Annotated in this window: 16 protein-coding genes; 11 read left to right on the top strand and 5 right to left on the bottom strand. The window is 37.2% G+C overall.

From position 1 onward, the window contains the following. Positions 1–9: 9 nt before the first annotated feature. From AC6IWN_RS15725 to AC6IWN_RS15715, 3 genes are all read left to right on the top strand, one after another. Entirely contained in the window at positions 10–2,097 is a 2,088-nt protein-coding gene (locus AC6IWN_RS15725; protein ID WP_497988586.1) for a methyl-accepting chemotaxis protein, read from the top strand. 451 nt (positions 2,098–2,548) lie between these two features. After that, positions 2,549–3,013, top strand: coding sequence for a GNAT family N-acetyltransferase (locus AC6IWN_RS15720; RefSeq protein WP_497988584.1), 465 nt, complete (start codon positions 2,549–2,551; stop codon positions 3,011–3,013). Positions 3,014–3,087: 74 nt separating this feature from the next. Continuing rightward, complete coding sequence (locus AC6IWN_RS15715) at positions 3,088–3,252, top strand: hypothetical protein (protein ID WP_497988582.1); 165 nt, start codon at positions 3,088–3,090, stop codon at positions 3,250–3,252. A 346-nt stretch (positions 3,253–3,598) separates the two neighbouring features. Here the strand turns inward: AC6IWN_RS15715 and ade are convergent, their stop codons facing one another. From ade to AC6IWN_RS15700, 3 genes are all read right to left on the bottom strand, one after another. Next, positions 3,599–5,335 (bottom strand): adenine deaminase, encoded by a 1,737-nt coding sequence (gene ade / locus AC6IWN_RS15710; RefSeq protein WP_497988580.1) that lies wholly within the window; start codon positions 5,333–5,335, stop codon positions 3,599–3,601. A gap of 73 nt (positions 5,336–5,408) precedes the next feature. After that, positions 5,409–5,843: a 2-thiouracil desulfurase family protein gene (locus tag AC6IWN_RS15705; protein WP_497988578.1), complete on the bottom strand. Its 435-nt coding sequence runs from the start codon at positions 5,841–5,843 to the stop codon at positions 5,409–5,411. A gap of 19 nt (positions 5,844–5,862) precedes the next feature. Then, positions 5,863–6,528 (bottom strand): hypothetical protein, encoded by a 666-nt coding sequence (locus tag AC6IWN_RS15700; RefSeq protein ID WP_497988576.1) that lies wholly within the window; start codon positions 6,526–6,528, stop codon positions 5,863–5,865. A gap of 312 nt (positions 6,529–6,840) precedes the next feature. Between AC6IWN_RS15700 and AC6IWN_RS15695 the strand changes: the two genes are divergently transcribed. After that, positions 6,841–7,854 (top strand): SPFH domain-containing protein, encoded by a 1,014-nt coding sequence (locus tag AC6IWN_RS15695; RefSeq protein WP_497988574.1) that lies wholly within the window; start codon positions 6,841–6,843, stop codon positions 7,852–7,854. 87 nt (positions 7,855–7,941) lie between these two features. After that, on the top strand, positions 7,942–8,133 hold the full coding sequence (locus tag AC6IWN_RS15690; RefSeq protein ID WP_497992216.1) for a type II toxin-antitoxin system antitoxin: 192 nt from the start codon (positions 7,942–7,944) through the stop codon (positions 8,131–8,133). A gap of 423 nt (positions 8,134–8,556) precedes the next feature. On the opposite strand, the gene AC6IWN_RS15685 is transcribed toward AC6IWN_RS15690, so the two are convergent. Then, positions 8,557–9,231, bottom strand: coding sequence for an ABC transporter ATP-binding protein (locus AC6IWN_RS15685; protein WP_497988572.1), 675 nt, complete (start codon positions 9,229–9,231; stop codon positions 8,557–8,559). Between the two features lie 36 nt (positions 9,232–9,267). After that, positions 9,268–11,763: an FtsX-like permease family protein gene (locus AC6IWN_RS15680; protein ID WP_497988570.1), complete on the bottom strand. Its 2,496-nt coding sequence runs from the start codon at positions 11,761–11,763 to the stop codon at positions 9,268–9,270. A gap of 260 nt (positions 11,764–12,023) precedes the next feature. Here AC6IWN_RS15680 and AC6IWN_RS15675 point away from each other — a divergent pair, with 260 nt between their 5' ends. From AC6IWN_RS15675 to AC6IWN_RS15650, 6 genes are all read left to right on the top strand, one after another. After that, positions 12,024–12,839: a Cof-type HAD-IIB family hydrolase gene (locus tag AC6IWN_RS15675; protein WP_497988568.1), complete on the top strand. Its 816-nt coding sequence runs from the start codon at positions 12,024–12,026 to the stop codon at positions 12,837–12,839. A 14-nt stretch (positions 12,840–12,853) separates the two neighbouring features. After that, entirely contained in the window at positions 12,854–13,465 is a 612-nt protein-coding gene (locus AC6IWN_RS15670; RefSeq protein WP_497988566.1) for a LysE/ArgO family amino acid transporter, read from the top strand. A gap of 441 nt (positions 13,466–13,906) precedes the next feature. Further along, complete coding sequence (locus AC6IWN_RS15665) at positions 13,907–14,581, top strand: response regulator transcription factor (RefSeq protein WP_497988565.1); 675 nt, start codon at positions 13,907–13,909, stop codon at positions 14,579–14,581. Between the two features lie 8 nt (positions 14,582–14,589). After that, positions 14,590–15,810: a HAMP domain-containing sensor histidine kinase gene (locus AC6IWN_RS15660; RefSeq protein ID WP_497988564.1), complete on the top strand. Its 1,221-nt coding sequence runs from the start codon at positions 14,590–14,592 to the stop codon at positions 15,808–15,810. Between the two features lie 128 nt (positions 15,811–15,938). After that, positions 15,939–16,694, top strand: a complete 756-nt coding sequence (locus tag AC6IWN_RS15655; protein WP_497988562.1) for an ABC transporter ATP-binding protein — start codon at positions 15,939–15,941, stop codon at positions 16,692–16,694. 61 nt (positions 16,695–16,755) lie between these two features. Next, positions 16,756–19,110, top strand: a complete 2,355-nt coding sequence (locus tag AC6IWN_RS15650; protein WP_497988560.1) for an ABC transporter permease — start codon at positions 16,756–16,758, stop codon at positions 19,108–19,110. Positions 19,111–19,118: the final 8 nt, after the last annotated feature.

The following is a 19,118-nucleotide window of genomic DNA, read 5'->3' as shown; positions in this document are numbered from 1 at the left end:
GGAGATTATATGAAGATACCAGATACTTTGATTAAAATACGAAAGAAAATTACCAATACAAAGGTTACTGTTTCTAGTAAGATTAAGATTAGTATAAGAACACAGTTAATCATAGGATTTATGATTCCGATCGTGTTCGTGATCTTGATTGGTTACATATCATATGACAAAGCATCAGCCGGACTTCAAAAGAATTATGAAGTATCAACGATGAAAGCACTTAATATGGCGGTACAATATTTTGATTTCGGCTTTCGAGCTACCCAGGCAGATGCCTTACAGTTGGTGCTGTCGGATAATGCCATCAACTATACGAGTGAAAATGATAAAAACGATCCAATTAAGAAAAAAGCGGATATGGAGGCAACTAAAACGGTTGTGTATGCCAAAGCGGTTTCCAATGAATTTATTCAAGGAATCCATATTATTACGCTGGATAGTCTTAGTTTAATCACGACCTCTAATGTGATCCGTAATGGCTTTTATGAAGAGTTTGAGAAGTCAAAAGAGGGCAAACATTTAGCGGATAAGGCGGATAAATATTGGATTGGAAGCCATACCTTTATTGATGAGCAGATCGATTTGAAGAAAAAGGATTATGCATGCTCTCTTGTGTATCCATATTCCTCAAAACAGGCCGCCGTTGTAATTGATATCAATTCAAAGGTAATAAAAAAGGTAATGACAAATCTGTATCTTGGGAAGGAAAGCAAACTTGCTTTTATTACAGAGGATGGAAGGGAAATTAAGAGTGTTGATAGTAAGTTCTCCTTCCAAAATCAGTCATTCTATCAAAAAATCGGAGGCAGTAAGGAACCAAGCGGATCGAAGTATATTAATTATCAGGGAAAGAACTACCTGTTCATGTATAGCAAAAGTAGCAGCACCGGTGCTACAATCTGCGCGTTGGTTCCACAAAGCCTTGTGATGAAAAAGGCAAATGAGATAAAATTTCTTACAATATTATTAGTATTCTTAGCATGCATCATTGCAATTGGAATCGGAACAGTCATTGCAGTAGGCATTATAAGAAATATCAGCAAAATCTCAAAGAAGTTGTCACGAGTTTCTCAAGGTGATTTATCAGTTAACATTGATATTAATAGTAAAAATGAGATGGGATCGCTGGCAGCGGATGTTAAGGAAACGATATCTAAAACCCGGGACTTGATAAATAAGGTGAAACAGGTAACCGAATTAGTATCAGGCTCTGCTAAAGATATCTCCGCGACCTCTGAAAAAATGGGTGAAATGTCCGGTAATATCTATCAGTCGATGCAGGAGATTGATCACGGAATTACACAACAAGTGAATGATTCACAGAGTTGCTTGATTATAATGGATCGGTTGTCCGGTAAGATAGAGAATCTGGGTGAGAACACAACAAAAATCAGAACATTGGCAGCTTCTACGAAGGATAAAATTCATCGGGGAATAGGTACGATGGAAGAGCTGAAGGATCATTCGAACTCGACCTCACAGATAACGAAGGAGGTTGTGGAGAATGTTAAGGTATTGGAAGATAAGAATAAAGCGATCGAGAACTTTACGGATCTCATCAATGACATAGCAGGGCAAACCAATTTATTATCCTTGAATGCTTCAATTGAGGCAGCAAGGGCGGGAGACGCCGGTAGAGGTTTCTCTGTAGTTGCAGCAGAGATCCGTAATCTGGCGGAAAAGACATTAATGGCCTCCGATAAGATACAGTCCGTGATCAAAGAGGTAAAATGGAATACCTCGGAGACAGTTAACTCAGTAGCACAAGCGGAACATATCGTAATTGCTCAGGAGGAAAAGGTCCTTCAGACAATCGAAGCATTCGTGAGCATGAACCGAGAAGTGGATGAGTTGATGGTTCATCTTAATGAAATAGGTAATAATGTCGATAATATGGATGAAGAGAGACAGAATACACTTAGCGCGATTGAGAATATCTCAGCAGTAATTGAGGAGACTTCGGCATGTTCCTCCTCCGTAGGAAGTACAATATTTGATCAAAATGAGTTGGCGATAAAGTTAAAAGAAGCTTCTACTGAGCTTGATGTAAGAACGGATGAATTAACACAGGCAATACATCGCTTTAAAATTGATTAATCTCCCATTAAACTATTACCACTCTAATATGAGCACTAAAAATAAGAACTCAAAGTTGTAACAGTCTTTGAGTTCTTGTTTTTATATGCAGGATAAGGATACGTGTTCTCTATGTATTCGGTGAATACCTTAAAGATGGAGAAGCTCAAAGATGGAGAAGCTCAAAGATTGATAAACTAAAAAACTGAAAAACTGAAAAACTGAAAAACTAAAACTGAAAAACTAAAAACTGAAAAACTAAAAAATCGAAAAACTAATAAATCGAAAAACTAAAAGATTGAAAACTAAAAGATAGAAAAACTTAAAATTAAAAAACTAAAAGATTAAGGTGCTAAAATACTGTGGTTATTGTCCCTATAATACTGTACAATAAAAATAATTAAATGGCTTAATGTTGAAAGAATAGTTTATATTACAAAATATAATATACTTATAAAAGAAGGGAAATGATATGGACATAACCATTGTTAAGGGAAGTAAAAACCATATAATCGACAGTGAAGAAGCATTGCTGCAGTCTGAATTGGGATGCAGGTACTTTTCAGCAGAAGGAAGCGGATGGCGAGCGCTAGAAGAAGGTTTTGAGAAAGATCAAATCTTTGTAGCTCTGGGAGATAATCAGCAGTGTGTGGGTTTTCTGTGGTATATCCCTAACGGTGTGTTTCATTCTTTCCCATACCTTCATATTATTGCGGTAAAGAAGGAATATCGGGGGGAAGGAATAGGAGCCAAGTTGATGAGTTTCTTCGAGGAGACTTGTTTTAAGGACTCGTCTAAGGTATTTCTGGTGGTGGCTGATTTTAATCCTAAGGCAAAAAAACTATATGAAAGAATCGGATATCTTCAAGTGGGAACTCTCCCAAATCTTTACCGGGAAGGTATTACAGAATATTTGATGATGAAAACAAAACAGTGATGTAAATAAAACAATAACTGATAAAATATTATTATGATAGAAGATAAAAAACACTATAAATAGGAGAAATGGCCATGCAGCAGGAAATAGATGATTATAATAAGATAATTCACATCAAATGTACTGAAGAGGAGAAAAATAAGTTTATCAAAGAATTAACCCCTTATCTGTACGACTATGTCCTTAATTTTATTCCGATTGATGAAAGTAAAGCCGATTCGATGAAGGATGAGTTATAGATATAAGCAAGATTGGTAGAAGTTAATTTATATAAAACAAGCAAAGTGAAAATAAACAAAACAAACAAAGCTAAAAGTAAGCGAGGATAAAAAATAAGCAGAGCGAAAAAATAAGAAAAATATAAATTGAAAAAAGCTGAAGCCATATAAAACAAGAAGTCTCAATTAAATAAAAAAGGACTTATGTAAAAGTAACATAAAAATTTATCAATAATATTAGGGTATCCCGAATCAAAAGTACACAACCTATGCCTAATACATAATATAAATTCTTATTACGGGGTTGGCTAGAAGGTTTATCTTTGATTTGGAATACCCTTATTTGTAATGAAATAAACTGATTGCTCTATTCTGCTTCTACCGGGATGAAAGTAAAATCCGTTACGTTAAATAATCCCATATCAGTAATTTTTAGTTCCGGTATCACCGGCAGAGACATAAAGCATAAGGTCATGACAGGCTCCACCTCATAACTGATACCAAGCTTTTCGTGAGCGTCCTTATGAATCTGTTCTAGTCGTTCTTCTACCCATGCACCGCTCTGGTCGGACATGATTCCTCCTACGAGCATCGGCATGGATTGTAGTACCTTTTGGTTGTGGGCAAGAATAATTCCGCCACCCTGAGCCATTAACTGTTCTACGGCAAAGGCGATATCCTCATCGTTTGTACCAACGGTAATAATATTATGGGAATCGTGTGCTATAGAGAGGGCAATCGCACCTTGTTTGATACCATACCCTTGTAACAGGGCAACTGCAACATTGCCGGTATTTTGATGACGTTCGATAACCGCTATTTTTGCGATATCCTTGTCTGGTTGATAGAGGAATTGACCACATTCATCCAACTTCACAGTGTCGGTTTTCTTAGAGGTTACTACACCACCAGGCAGTATGTTGATGAGATTTACTTTAGGTTTGGATAGAACAAGCTTCAATCGGTCTTTAGAGAAATTCTTTACATGGAACTCACTTCTGACCGAGGAGATGTCATAACGATAGACAGCAGGAAGATATACTCCATTCCTTGCTACCTCCTCCCCCTGAATTAGAACATTTTTTATATGAAAGTCCTGTAGATTATCAAATAATACGATATCGGCACGAAGCCCAGGTGCTATTGCCCCACGATCGGAGAGACCATAGCATTCAGCTGCGTTGAGGGTTGCCATCTGGAGAGCGATGATTGGGTCAATTCCTTCCTCAACACAGATTCGAAGGTGATGATCTAAGTGACCATCCTGACGGATTGTTTTGGGCTGACGGTCATCCGAGCATAATAAAAATCGTCGACTATTTTGAGGAGTAACAGCCTTAAGAATATTCCTTAAGTCATGGCAGGCAGAACCTTCTCTCAACAGAACATAGATACCACGTGATACGCGCTCAAGTGCTTCTTCTACTGTTGCACATTCATGATCGGTGCGAATTCTTGCTACGGTATAGGCGTTGAGTGGATTATCCTTAAGTTCTGGACTATGACCATCGATTAATTTTCCTTGATTAATCGCTGCCACTAATTTATCCACCACCTCATCATCACCTTGAACAACACCGGGATAATTCATAAATTCTCCCAACCCCAGGATTTGGTCATTCTGAAGGGGCGTGCTCATATCAGCGGCTGTGACAATTGCACCGGAGTGTTCAAAAGGAGTAGCAGGTACGCAGGAAGGGAGCATGTATTTAATATCCAGTTTAGTGGATTTCGATGACTCCAGCATGTAATTTAAGCCGGTTAATCCACACACATTGACGATTTCATGAGGATCCGCAATGATGGTTGTTCCTCCATGTGGAACGAGAAGCCTTCCGATTTCCTCCGGAGTTACATAGGAGGATTCAATATGAATATGGGCATCAATAAAACCAGGAGCGGCATATAACCCCTGTGCGTCAAGTGTGTCCAATCCCTGATAAGAACCGATTCCTACGATATAACCCTCACAGATTGCAATATCTTTATTATAAATAAGGGTTGAGTTGTAGACATCTACAATGGTTGAGTTTTTAATTACAAGATCAGCCGGAATTCGTCCGGCCGCTGCATCGATTAGTTTTTTTAATAGACTTTTTTCCATACTAACTCCTTTCGTTTTAAATATGAGTTCTTAAGCTGCGGCACGATAGAGAAGCGATGAAAAGTGTTTTATATTATTCATTTAATAATTGATGAATTTCACTTTCTCCCAGTATACGAATTCCTTTTTGGGCAAGAAGTTCAGCGGTGATACCATTACCTTGAATCAGTGTCCCTGAAAATGTTCCATCATATATTTTGCCATACCCGCAGGAAGGGCTGCGTTCCTTCAAAATTGCGCAGGAGCAGCCATAAAGATCAGCTAATTTTCCGATTTCATTTGCGCCCTTTTCGTATTCTGGTGTAACATCCTTGCCGTTCTTTGTTATGACTCTGTTCATTCGTATCTCTGCCGGATCGCGAGGAGTTGGTAAACCACCGTACACTTCGGGGCACACAGGTATTAGCTGATGTAACTTGTTCAGTTGTCGAATCTCATCAAAAAGACGGCCGGACCCGTCGTAGCGACATTCCAAACCCATCAGACATGCACTTACCAGGATATTCATCTGTTATCCTCCTTACGGGTTAATCATTCAATTCCGTATAATCAATATATCGAATACTATTATTTAAATAAGCAATTATGCCAATTGAATTTCTTGCGGTTGATTTAAAATTCACATTGCTTTCAAAATGAATCTTAGCGCGGCTAACACAGAGATTACCGTTATTATCAATGGTTAGGATACAATCAGATTTTTTGTACGAGTGATCAAATATACTAACCCTTTTTTGAGTCGGATCAAAATAACCTACCTGTGCTTTGTGAACGCCGGAACCGAAGGAGCTGGTGAAATACAATTCATAATGGCCGTCCTCATTCATATCTGCGATAGCCATACTGGTTACACCAAAACCGCCGACAGAAGCGCCTAGTTGATATACATTTTTCTTGTACAATAAATATGAAGCACAGGATTGATCAAACTTGAATATTTGAAAATCGGTACTTTCCGATAAAAAATACGGTGTAATATTATAGCAGGTATCATTATTATATGTGGATTTATACTCTCCTAATACTTTTAGAAATTCATCTACTCCTTCTCTGGATGGTCGAATGACCATATGAAAAGAGGCAGCCTGAATGGGCAGATCCTTGTTACTTGCTGCATCTTTTTGTACAAGCGCACACCCTGCCAGTGAAGTGAATATTGATATTATTATGATTGACATAAATATTTTTTTCAAACCAGTTCCCCTCCCCCTTATAATGTTGTAATAGACCCGTGTAGTATGTATCTTGTATGGTTGGTGTGTTTATTATAACTTATTTTGCGCTTTATTTCTACGATTCTTTTCCGATTATTACTAAAACAGCTTTCGAGGGTTTTTATTGATAAGATTCATATAAAAATTACCAGTAGTAGTTGACAGATTACTTTACTGAATGTATTATGATATCATAATGATATCAATACAATATAAAAAGTAGTTACACAGTAAGATGAGAGGGATTACTGCTCATACTTAAATAATTGAAAATAAGTGGAGGATAATGGAATGAATGAAGAGAAGAGCATCGGAATAAATTTAATTGATGAAAAAGAAATAGTACCATTTAGCGGAGGAGTAGCTTTATTACTTATACTGGTTGGTATGGTAGTATCAGTACTTGGCATAGTATTCGGTGCTATCAATCTAGATCAGGAAAAATACGCATTGGGTGCAGTATTATTAACCGTTGGAATAATAATGATTATCGTATTTTCCATCCTCTTAGGTGGTTTGCATATCATCAACCCGAACGAAGCTTTGGTAATGACTCTGTTCGGTAAATATTATGGAACCATTAAGAAGGAAGGATTCTATTATACCAATCCATTTGCAGGTGGATTTAATAATGCAACCACTTCTAATACTACGAATATCAGCGTTGGTGTAACGGGAACTTCGGCTCAGGCAAGTATACCGGCAACTTCCGGTAAGAAGATATCTACCAAGACATTAACTTTAAATAATGAAAAACAAAAGGTAAATGATGTTTTAGGCAATCCGATTATTATCGGTGCAATTGTTATCTGGCGAGTAGCTGACCCGACAAAAGCAGTATTTAATGTAGAAAATTATAAATCATTTTTAACTACACAATGTGACTCTACAATCAGAAATATATCAAGATTATATCCTTATGATACGATGGAGGATGATGCAGACGAGAAAACACTTCGTGGAAGCAGTCAGGAAATTGCAGATAGCATGAGACAAGAACTTCAACAGAGAGTAGACGATGCAGGTCTTGAGATTAAAGAGGTTCGTATCACTCATTTATCCTACGCGGAAGAGATAGCGGCTGCGATGCTTCAGAGACAGCAGGCAACAGCAATTATTGCAGCCCGCCAAAAGATCGTAGAAGGTGCAGTTAGTATGGTGAAGATGGCTATCGATCAATTAAGCGAAGAGAATGTAGTAGTCCTTGATGATGAGAGAAAAGCAACGATGGTAAGCAATTTGATGGTGGTTCTGTGCGGTAATAAGGATGCTCAACCAATCGTTAACACGGGAACTATTTATTAATGTACAAAACAAAGGTTGTGTGATATGGAAGATAAATTGGATGCGAAGGAAGAAAAGCTGAGGGCTAGACTGGAACATATTAAAGCGTTGGAGCAGGAAGTTTTAAACCGTGAGTCTGCATTAAAGGATAAGGATAAAGCAAAAAAACAGATTCTTCTGAGGCTTTCGCCAAGCCTTTGGAATGAGCTTGCAGTTTGGGCGGAGGATGATTTTCGCTCCATCAACGGGCAAATTGAATATCTGCTTGCGGATTGTGTCCGTAAGCGGAAGGCTAAGTAAGATGTTATAGAATGAGTTGTTGAGGGGGTTAAAAGAATCCCTTCTATGTATAGTGGGTAGTACCTTGATTTGGTTTATAAACACTTTCTGTTTGATTCGTAAAAGGGAGCTTGTAAGTAGATGAGAACCTATTCGTTATACTATCTATTCTAGAAGAACAGGGGATGGGGAAGGGCGTTATCTATTTAACTGACTTTATAACTTTCCTGGTAATTCATGCGATTTGATTACTGCGATCAATTCTGGGAATCGTTCAAGGAGGAACGATTCAGGAGCGAGCGACATGGAGGTCGCTTTGCTCCGACAGAATGATACAAGCAGTAATCAAATCGCATAGAATTACCGGAAAGTTATAACCGGAAAGTAAAATAGATAACGCCCTTCTCCATCCCCGTCCCTAGAATGAAAACCTACAGCGCTCATCTACACCGCAAGCTCCCCATCCTTTACGTAGATGATGCGGTTGCCGTATTCTGCGGAATCCTTGGAGTGGGTAACCTGAATGATTGTTGTGCCTTCCTCCTGGTTGATTTTGCGGAATAATTCCATGATCTCGGTACCGGTTTTTGAATCCAGGTTACCGATTGGTTCATCGGCTAGAAGGATGTTTGGATCGTTGATTAAGGCTCTCGCAATGGCAACACGTTGCTGTTGACCACCGGATAGCTTTGTAGGATAAGATTTTCTCTTGTCGGTAAGGCTTACTACCTCAAGAAGATGTTTTAAACGATCCTTATAGTCCTTTTTCTTTCCACCGTTTAAGAGAACCGGAAGGAGGATGTTATCCTCCACGCTTAGGTGAGGTACCAGGTTATAAAATTGAAAGACAAAGCCGAGTGTATTGAGTCTTAATGCACTTTCTTGTGCATCATTTAATTTCTGTAGGCACTTTTGATCGATGTTGATATTACCGGAGGTGGGTTTTTCAAGTCCACCTATTAAGTACAATAATGTACTTTTGCCTGAGCCGCTGGGACCCATGATTGAGACAAATTCTCCTTTGTAAATATCTAAATTTACATCTTTTATTACATCAACCAAAACATCCTCGTTTCGATAGGTTTTGTTCAGGTTAGATAATTCAATGATTTTCTCCATAACTTTCATTCCTTTCATTCTATCTATTTACTTACTTTATTCATAACGAAGTCCGTCAACGATATTTTCCTTGGTGATACTAATGGATGGTAATACTGCTGATATGATGGATAGCAGGATACCTGAAAAAAGTACGAACATAAAGTCTTTTATACTTAAGAACAGCACATCCGATGGAATACCGATGGCTTCTATCATGTAAGACATAGCTTGTAGCAGTACAGTACCGAAGGCCAATCCGGAGAGTGTTCCCAGACATCCACACAGGAATGCTTCAAAGAGCAGGTTTCGAATTGTTTTACTTTTGCTTAGTCCTAATGAACGCAGCGTGGCGATTACTTTCTTACGACTTAAAAAACTGATGGTAAAGTTGTTTAGTATTCCTATGATACCGATAAACATCGCCATCAACGATATAGCCTTCATCAAAAAGAAGATTGAATCATTGGATTTTACATTCTGCTCCTGCATATCCTTGAGTGTTTGGAGGGGAAGGATGGCATTTGGCATAAGCCCGGTAATCCGATCCTTAACCTTTTCCATATCAGCATTATCTTTTACATTAACATAAAGCTCTGTATAGTTTTGTACCTCTCCATCCTCAGTCAAGTATTTTTCGTTTATAAATGACATAGCGCCGTTATTCATGATTGATGGGACAATGGCGATGACTTTATAACTTTTTTCTTTGCCGTTTAAATCAAGCTTTAAGGTATCACCCTTCTTGAGATCGTACTTTCTTGCTAAAAACTTTGTTAAGAGGATGCTTCTTGAGTTAGCAAATTCTTTATTAATCTTATCAGTGAAGTAGGATCCGAATTCATCCCAGGCATATTTGCTGTAGTTCTTTCCGTCAATACCTACCAGATAGGGCAGGGTGATATCACCATCATTGGCGGAAATTTTATCTAAAACCTTTGTTGAGTAAACATGTTCCACACCATCTACTTGCTTTACTTTGTCAACAAAGTCCTTCTCCACCGGATAAAAGGATAACATATCGCATTTGCCTTTTGCATAAACATCACTAACGGTAACACTTACTGCTGAACTGAAATTATTGATCATAAGGATAACACCGAGACCCATTGCTAATAGGGAGATATTATTCATAATCGTTCGATCGTTCTTAATATTAGCGGTAGTCACGCCTAGTGAATCCTTAAAGATCGGTCGAAATAAAAGGCTAAGTATATAGGTTAAGAGGATGGATACCATCGGAATCATTAGCGCTGAGCCGATGGACACTAGTAAAATTCCAATTCCGTCTAGTGGAACGCGCAGGTCAACCGGAGCGGTATGGAAAATAATAAATGCAGTAGCAATCATAAGTAAGCCGATCACAGTCTTAATTAGGGATAGGTGCTTTTCGTTATGAATTTCTGCAAATATGATGCTTCTTATAGATTTCTTACTGGTCTTTATAATTGGTATTATCGCACTGAACAGCATAAGCAGTAATCCAATTAGGAAGGAGATAAGAAGATATTGACCATTCACATAGGATACATCTTCCAGTGTTACTCCAAAATTCTTTAAGAAGATGGTAATTGTTCCAGTTAACAGAAGGATTCCCAATAAGCTTCCTAAAATTCCACCGATTAAACCATAAAAAACTGCCTCCATAAGTAAAATAGCAATAGTTTTACGCTTTGTTGCGCCAATACTTCTTAGCGTTCCAATCAATGGCATGCGCTCAATCACGATTATCTTAAAGGAAGAATATATGATAAATGTACTTATCATGATCACTGCCAAGACCATGAGAAAGAGGCAGCCGGTGATGGAGTTTATCATCTGTTTGTAATCTAGTATCTCATTCAAATTTTGAACTTTTAGCGTAGGATATGCCTTTTCAAGCTTATCCTGAACATTTTTAATGTCAAAGGATGGGTCTGTTTTTATAAAATAGTTACTTGTCTGATGATTTAACTGTAGGATATCACTTAACGCTTGCTTAGGGAGAAGCAGGGATAGTGAGCCTAGATTATAACCCATATTATTGTTTTGATCTTCTAGGATCGCTCTGATTTTAAAGGAATAGTCCTTGCCAACTAAAGTAACTTTGACATTATCCCCTATGGACAGATCATATTCCTTCGCTGATTGGAGACCAATCATAACTTCATTATCATTGAAGGCTGATACATTACCCTGAGTTATTTCTACAGGATAAATCTTCTTGAAGTCTGAGTAATCCATTCCATTTAATATTACAGAGATTCGGTCCTTATTGAGTTTAGTGAATCCAAAGGCGGAAATCTTGGGAATATGATAGGATAGCCCTTTTATATTGCTAAAATCTAATTCATCAACATAAGGGGAGGACGATTTTTCGTCCGGCGAGATAATTAGTTCTGAATTTCCCGTTTCTTTTTTTATCTTTTGCTCCATAATCTTCGTTATGGTTCCTGACATGGACATAACGGTATATAGCAGTGCAACAGACAATACGATGGATAAAGTAATCAGTATTGTTCTAAATTTTTTCCGTCCGATGTTTTGGAATGTAATTTTGAATATAGTACTCATCACGTTCTCTCTTTCTAATAGATATATAATATTATTTGTTGTGTTATACTATACACTATATAATATTATTCGTCAACGCATAGTTTAACATATTTTACTAAATATTGAGTGATTTATCTATTTCCACATAGCACACCTAAAAATACAGCTATAAAATTGAAGATTCTGCCTATAGCAAAAGGGGTCAGATTTTTGTATACTTTAAAGAGGAATAACATACGCGCATGGCCATATAGTCTATGGCTTAGGGAGGAACAACAATGAAATACAAGATGATAGCACTTGATCTGGACGGAACTCTTAACAATGATGAGAAGAAGATTACGCCAAAGACGAGAGCAGCATTAATAGAAGCTCAGAAGATGGGCGTAGTCGTAGTTCTTGCTTCCGGCAGACCGACCCCAGGGTTAAAAAGAGAGAGTGACGAGTTGGAGCTGGAGAAATATAAGGGCTTATTATTATCCTACAATGGGGGCAAGGTGGTACATGCTTCCACTAAGGAAGTGTTATATGAGAAAAGTATGTCTCAGGACATAGCAATTAGATTATTAAAGCATCTGGAGGATTTCCCGGTAACGCCGATTGTAGATAACGGAAAACACTATTTTGCCAGACATGAAAAAGAATTTATGATTGAAGAGGAAAGCAAGCTCAATAATATGGGCGTAAAGATTGTGACTAACGTAGTTGATATGATTGACTTTTCACCGGTTAAGGTATTAATTGCTGCACCAAATGAAACATTGGTACCTGCATCGGAGAAAATCATAGAACCATTTGATGAGGAGCTATCCTTTATCCAGTCTTCTCCTTACTTCTTGGAAGCAACGGTAAAGGGAATCAATAAGGCAAGTTCGTTGCAGACTATCTGCGATCTTCTATCCATCAGACCGGAGGAAGTGATGGCGTTTGGTGATGCACAAAATGATATCTCGATGCTAGAATTTGCCGGATTAGGAGTTGCGATGGGAAATGCCTGTGAACCGTTAAAGGAGATTGCAGATGAGATTACACTCTCCAATAATGAAGACGGAATTGCTCATACCATAAGTAAATATTTTGATATCGCTGTGTAAAACGGAGGAAACAAATGATAAATTATTTGTTGCAGGGTTTATTGTTCGGACTTGCATATGTGGCCCCGATTGGCACTCAAAATTTATATGTTATCAATGCTGCTACATCCAGAAGTAAGTTGCATACCTATCAAGTTGCACTAATAACAGTGTTTTTTGATATTACACTGGCGCTATCTTGCTTTCTCGGAGTGGGATTATTAATAGAGCGTTTTATGCTGTTAAAGGTAATTATAATTCTGCTCGGAAGTATTATCGTGACTTATATTGGTATCGGGCTTATTCGCAAAAGTTCCAATCCAACTGAGAGTGAAAAGACAGAAACGTCCCTAATAAAAACAGTAGCAGCCTGCTTTGCAGTTACCTGGTTAAATCCACAGGCGATTATCGATGGTTCACTTCTGCTAGGAAGTTTTCGTGCATCGCTTGATTATAGTATGTCTCACTACTTTATTGTTGGAGTATGTATTGCATCGTTTTTATGGTTCAATGTACTGGCAACCCTGGTGTTGGTATTCCGCACCAAATTTGTTAAGGCGATTAATTTTATAAACGTTATATGTGGATTAATACTTATTTTTTATGGATTAAAGCTCGCTTATTCCTTTTTCATGTTGATAAGATAGAGAATAATCAAATAAAAAAGAATTATCCCCTGCTTCAAGGAGGGATTGGCCTTGAAGCAGGGGATATTGCATTCTGTTAGGTTGCACAATTCATAGGATTAGAGCAGGGTTTAAAATTAGTGACTGACAATGAATAAACTCATACGTTTTTAATAGGGATACTATTGGATAAATGGACCGATTACCGACAAAAAGCCACTTGTTTCTTCTAATACTTGATGAATTGTTACATAATATTATATTCTTTGAATAGAAAAATGGTGAAAGAAAACCGTAGAAAATAATGGATTGTAGGAGATGCTGCTACCTAAGGGAATATATTATTGCTTTATGAGAGTGAAACACATGCGAAGCCTTTCTTGCTTTCCTCTATTATCTCTGTTATCATTTTTGTAGAAAATTCCAATTTATAATAAATATATCCTAGAGTGGAGGAAGCTCATGATGAATTATGACTGCCTGATTGTAGATGATGAGATAGAGTTGGCTGCAGCAACCTGTGAATATTTTAATATGTTTGGTGTAAATTCCACCTATGTTAAGGATTCCGCTGAATGTATGACATTTTTACAGGAGCATTCAGTAAAAATTTTGTTGTTGGATATTAATCTCCAGAATGAAAGTGGATTCACACTTTGTCAAAAACTTAGAGAACAGCTAACAATTCCTATTCTTTTTATCAGTGCCAGACAGAGCGACGATGATATCTTAATCGGGCTAAATATTGGTGGGGATGATTATATTAAAAAGCCATATTCGCTGAGTGTATTATTAGCTAAAGTTAAGGTGGTTTTAAAAAGGTTCGAAGGTGTTACCTCCAATTCTTCCTCAAGTGAAGCAATAATGGTCGATCAAAATACAAGGAAGATCTATGTCGAGGGGAAGGAAATTATATTAAAGAATAAGGAGTATAATCTGTTTACATATTTATATCAAAATCGTGATAAGGTGGTAGCGAAGGAAGAATTATTTACGAACGTATGGGGTGATGAGTTCTTCAGTGATGGAACCTTAAACGTACATATCCGAAAAATCAGAGAAAAGATAGAGAGGAATCCGAATGAGCCAAAATATATTAAAACTATTTGGGGAATCGGGTATATGTTTGAATTATGAAGCTGAGGATGCTGCTTATCATCTCTACAATACTGCTGGGTTTGTCATTTTTATTTATCATAAATTATATAGATAAACTCCAGTATAATGCCTGTGATATTATTGAAATAAATGATCAATATAAAAATATATTAGAAGACAGTAAGAGCTTAAGTATACCTGAGCTTGAGAAGAAATACCGTTGCAGAATAATAATAAGAAGTCAGCAGGATTATACCAATCAGCTTTATCAAGCCATCCAAAGATCGGATGTTATCTTCGATTATATGGAGGGTGAAAAATTAATCGGTAAAATAATCTTTACTGACAACTTGAACTCTTTAGTAATAATGAAACAGAACATAAAAATGGCCTTAGTGGGATCGCTTCTTGTACTTCTTTTCACCATCTATGTAATTGCATATTACCTATACCGGAGAATATTATTACCGTTCAGGCGCTTGGAACGATTTGCGGATAATATATCGATGGGTGAATTGGAGATGCCGCTATTAATGGATCGAGCGAACTATTTTGGAGCTTTCACGGAAAGCTTTGATATGATGAGAGAGGAATTAAAGCGCGCCAGACAAGGGGAATATCAGGCGAACATCAGTAAGAAAGAATTAGTGGCTCAATTATCCCATGATATTAAAACTCCGGTGTCAACAATTAAGGCACTATGTGAGCTGCTGGAAGTTAAGGTAATAGAAGAAGATATTGTTTTGAAGATACGAACAATTAATCAGAAGGCAGATGTGATTGATAAGCTGATCAGTAATATGTTCCACGCTACCTTAGAGGAGTTAATGGCTCTTAAAATAGAGCCTAAGGAGGAGCTTAGTACCGTTCTTGATGATATGTTTAGTGATCTGAACCACTATGGTAAGATTTATATAAAGAATGAGCTTCCCGGATGTTTAATCTATTGTGACCGATTGCGTCTTAATCAGGTGATTGATAATATTATTAATAACTCCTATAAATACGCTAACACAGACATTGAGGTTACTTATCACGATGGGGATTATTCAATCGAATTAGAGATCAGAGATTTTGGCATGGATTTTCCATCAAAGGAGCTCCCCTTAGTCTTTGAGAAATATTATCGGGGGGAAAATGCGTCGCATCAATCCGGTGCCGGCTTAGGCTTATATCTAGCGAAGCAGTTTATGGAAGGGATGGATGGCGAGATAGAATGTATTCTTGATCGCGGATTTGTAGTGAAGTTAACAATAAAAAAAGTATAATTAAGAATTTGATAAGGATTTCATAATCTTTAGAAAAAGACTTCTTAAGCAATGATAGATTATAATTAGACCATCCGAATGACATCGGTTGGTCTTTTCTCATAAACGAAGAAGGGTTGGGTATTGATATGAAACAAATCTTAGAAGCAAAAAATCTATGCAAGTCATATTCAAACGGGAGTGTGATTCAGCATGTACTTCGTAATTTAAATATAAAGATATATGAGGGTGATTTTACTGTAATAATGGGCAATTCAGGATCAGGGAAATCGACACTGTTGTATGCCCTATCGGGTATGGATAAGCCCACAATCGGTGAAATCAGTTTTCGGGGGACACAGATTAGTGGATATAACAACGACCAACTGGCCATTTTCAGAAGAAAGCACTGTGGTTTTATCTTTCAGCAGATGTATCTGAACGATACGATGAGTGTTATGGATAATATTCTAATCAGTGGTCTATTGGGTAGTAAGAATAAGAAGGCGTTAAAGGTAAAGACGGAAGAATTATTACTAGCCGTTGGTTTGAACAAGGAATGTTATTCAAAGTTTCCGAACCAGTTATCCGGAGGGGAAGCCCAGAGAGTAGCAATTATCAGAGCGTTGATAAATTCTCCGGAAATCGTGTTTGCGGATGAACCCACCGGTGCTTTAAATTCTCAGAATGCAAATAGTGTACTGGATGTTTTGTCAGAGGTGAATGACGAAGGCCAAAGTATAGTGATGGTAACTCATGATATGAAAACAGCTCGAAGAGCGAATCGCATCTTATATCTTAAGGATGGAGTGATAATCGATGAACTAAATCTCGGGTTTTATTGTAAAGGGGATCAGGAACGTCATAATCGATTAAAAGAGTTTTTGGAGCGTATGGGATGGTAGATATCAACTGTATGAATTAAGTTTGAGTAGCTCGGTTCGGTGCCTAGTTTGGAGGATAGTAATGAAATTATTTATGATTGCAAAAAGCAATATTAAGAAAAATAGAAGTATAACATTTACGTTAATCTCTTTAATTCTATTTACAACAATCCTGCTGTATATCAGTACCAGTGTACTTATGGGGATCAATGCATTCTTGGATAAGAAGAACGAAGAACTGAATGGAGCTGATTTTATCGTAATGTCACCTTATGGTTATGAGAATAAGGTTCAGAACATTGTTAATGACCTAGGAAGATGCGAACAATATGAAGATGTGAAAGCGCTGCAGTTTTCATCAACGTTTCAAAATACAACACAAAACAGTAAAAGTCAATCGATCGGTTGTTTTATGCTGAATGCAGATGCAAACGAGAAGATATCAAAGCTAAAAATCATTAATCAAGGGAAGGAAAAACGGGCAAACTCGATCATTCTTCCGTGCTATCTGAAGGTTGCAAAAGGTTATCGCACGGGTGATGAGATAACGATAAAGAATGGAGTTCATGCGCGAACCTATATTATCTATGGCTTTGCAGAAGATATTATGTTCGCTACTCCGAGTAATATATCCTTTTATAAATGTTATGTATATTCCGATGAGTTTAATGAGTTATATAATCAATATAAAGCAAATAGAGCGTCATTTATAAAAGCAAAATTAACCCCTGGAACGGACAATACGCTGTATTGTGATCAGTTCGTTAAGAAGGCAAATACCGAGATGCAAGAAGTTATGAGTAATACCATCGCAAGTGATTATAATCTTATGAAAAAAGGCGATAGCATCTTCTTAAATCTGATCATGGCAGTCGTGATTGTATTCTCGTTTATTATCTTGATGATTGCATTGACCGTGATAAGGTTTGCTATTGTTACTTATATCGAAGGGAATATGAAGAATATCGGAGCAATGGAAGCTCTTGGCTATACTTCGAATGAGTTGATACTGGGTACGATTCTGCAGTTTATTCTAATCTCTCTCATAGGTATAATATTAGGCTTCATCTTCTCTATATTCGGACTTGGAATTATGACTAATTTTGTATCTACCTCCGTCGGGCTTACTTGGGAGATGGGTGTAAACGGATGGGCATTTCTGATAAACCTAGGTGTAATCCTCTTTATGGTTGTTGCAATTGCATATCTTGCTGCGAGGAAGCTAAAAAAAGTCACACCGCTAATTGCTTTAAGGGATGGACTTCACACACATAATTTTAGGAAAAACCATTTCCCTATGCATAAAAGTCCATTTCATCTGAATGTTACAATCGGGTTAAAAACACTCGTTCATAATATGACACAGAATGTAATAATGTTGATTATCGTATCACTTATGTCCTTTGTATGTGTATTTACATTTACTACAAATTATAATTTTAATGTTGAGAATACAGCATTCTTAAGATTGGTCGGAATTGAAAAGTGCCATCTTGTACTAAATTATTATGGAAAAGATGCTCAAAAGATATTTGACGAAGTTGCAAAGTATGAACATGTAAAGAAGAGTATCAATAGAACATTTATCAATATGCCGATACGATTTAACAATAGAGAAGTAAGTCCGAATGTCTCTATAAGCAATGATTATAAGAATGTAGAAATTAATACTATTATTAAAGGAAGATATCCAAAGCACGACAATGAGATAGCCATGACAGGTTTGGTACTAAAGAGTCTGGGTGTGAAGCTGGGTGATGTAGTTCGTGTTGGTCCTGAGGGATATGAGAAAGAGTATATTATCGTCGGTTTAACTCAGCATATCAGTAATCTAGGCAAGGGTGCAAATATGACGGAAGAGGGAATGCGGAGAATTAATCCTCAGTTTACTCCTACCGGATTGTTCATCTATCTGGACAAGAAAGAAAATATTCCCACAGTCACCGATCATATTACGAAGAAGTTTTCAAATCTCCCTATTGAATTGACGAATCGAGAGGATTCCTTTTCAACCATGGTAGGATCGTTTAACAGCGTGATCGTAATTCTGTGTATTGCATGTATTATCATTACTTTAAGTATTATCACATTAATTTTATATCTGTTAATAAAGATTAAGATTATGAAGGAGAGAATAAGGCTTGGTGTAGCAAAGGCATTGGGTTATACCACCGGTCAATTGATTATTCAGATGATTATCAGTTTTTGTCCGATCTGTATCATCGGCGCTTTGATCGGCACAATACTGGCTACTTACCTGATTAATCCGGCTTTTGCATTTATGCTAAGTGTATCCGGAATTCAAAATTGCCACTTTGTTGTAAATCCATGGTATACGCTTGCAACATTTTTATCAATTTCATTATTCTCGGTGCTAATAACTTCGCTGGTTTCTACAAGTATACGTAAGATTACGCCCAGGGAATTATTTGTATAGAATTCATG

This window comes from Variimorphobacter sp. HTMS_6, assembly GCF_059717775.1.
Note: the sequence above shows the minus strand (reverse complement) of the source record. Positions and strands in the feature narration are given on the sequence as shown.